This is a genomic window from Campylobacter sp. US50a, from assembly GCF_004379015.1.
Taxonomy (GTDB): Bacteria; Campylobacterota; Campylobacteria; order Campylobacterales; family Campylobacteraceae; genus Campylobacter_D; species Campylobacter_D jejuni.
Genome location: NZ_RYYJ01000036.1, coordinates 1 through 1,545, shown reverse-complemented (window position 1 = coordinate 1,545; position 1,545 = coordinate 1). Strand labels below are relative to the sequence as shown.

General features: G+C 30.7%; 1 protein-coding gene and 1 pseudogene. Both read right to left on the bottom strand.

Annotation, left to right across the window (positions count from 1 at the left end):
- Window positions 1–22: 22 nt before the first annotated feature.
- Window positions 23–1,060, bottom strand: a complete 1,038-nt coding sequence (locus ELQ11_RS09480) for a DUF1311 domain-containing protein (protein WP_134225301.1) — start codon at window positions 1,058–1,060, stop codon at window positions 23–25.
- A gap of 20 nt (window positions 1,061–1,080) precedes the next feature.
- A pseudogene (locus ELQ11_RS10410) lies at window positions 1,081–1,545 on the bottom strand (VgrG protein); the annotation flags it as partial.

Sequence of the window (1,545 nt, the reverse complement as noted above, 5' to 3'; positions counted from 1 at the left end):
TCAAACATCAATTATTTCCTTTTTAAAAAGTGCATTTTAACTCTCTTTTATTACCTTCTAAAAGATAAATACGTGTTTCTGGATAAGTAGAATTCTCATCAAAATTAAATCTACCATTCCAAAGAGTAATATAATTTTTGCCTTGAAATTCCATAACTCCATAAGTTAAATAGCTTAGTATAGGAATTTCAGAGTTAAATTCTGCTTGTTCTGGTATTCCTGAAATTTTATTGCTTGGCAGGGCATATGTATCAAATGCTATGCTAGGCACTTCATTAACCATTACAGTTTGATAACTAGTTTTTTCTCCATGAAAATGCAGATCATCTCCATAGATTTTACCACTTGCTTTTGCATCTAGCTTACCATTTTTATATATCCAAAGTGCACTAAAATATTCCCCTCGTGAAAGAATTACATTATCTAACACTCCATCATTATTAATATCAATTTTTCTTTTATAGACTTTAGGAAAACTGATATAAGGATCTTTTTCTTTGATAGCTTTTGCCATTTCTTCTTTTATAATCTCTCTATTTTCTGTGCAATAATGATAAAAAATGCCATATTTATTATTTGCTCCAAAAGCACAAAAACCTATACTAAAGGGAGGATTGACAGATGGAGGAACTTCTTGCCATTTACTGTCATCACTCTCATATCTTCTTGCATATTCACATAGTTCTTTATTGTTAGAATCTAGCACTTCTCCTAGAAGTTTAAGTAATTGTGTAATGCGCTCTTCATAAGCATCTTTTATAAAATCAACTTTATTTAAGTTTTTAATAAAAGCTCTTTGTGAATCTAAAAGATCTTTTAGCCTTTGCTTCTTATCAGGAAATTTAGAAATCTTTAACTCTTTTCTTAATTGTGTATAGACTTCACCCATATAGCGATCTAAATTTTTTAACCGCCCACCTTCATCATTGCAAATCATCTTTTCAACTTTTGTAGTTGCTTTGCTACAATCAAAGCTAGGTTTAGCTTCTTTTGGAGATTGAGCATTAACACTAATGGCTAACATTAAACACAATCCTAAAACTATTAAAAACTTTTGCATAAGAACTCCTTTAATTTATTTTACTCTGCCTTAATCTCTCCACCTCTAACCACAAGTCCATTAGAGTCTATAGTTACTTCAACTCCACCTGCTTTAATAATAACACAATCTCCCTTAGTAACAATTTGAGTATCGCCTACTTGGTGGAGGATTTGATTGCCTGCCTTTACTTCACAATCTGTTTGAAAGTCACTATATTTAGATTCTGCAAGTTCTGTATGTTGTTTTTTAGTTTGCGTGCTTAAATTTTGTTCTGTATATATATCAATGTAATTGTTAGTTTGCATACTAAAATGTTCTTCCGTAAAGTAATTTATTCCTTTATTAACATGAAGCTCAAGTTTTCCCTCAACCACTTCCTTTTTATTTCCCTTCACATTCCTTATCTCATCCTTATGGATAATAGTGTTTTGATTAGCACCTATTTCTATGTCTTTGTTTTCTCCTACATATTCGCTAGAATTCTTAGATACTCTTACTTTATT

Excerpts from the sequence above, each read along its gene's own strand:
- ELQ11_RS09480 (WP_134225301.1), bottom strand. The coding sequence starts at position 1,060 with ATGCAAAAGTTTTTAATAGTTTTAGGATTGTGTTTAATGTTAGCCATT.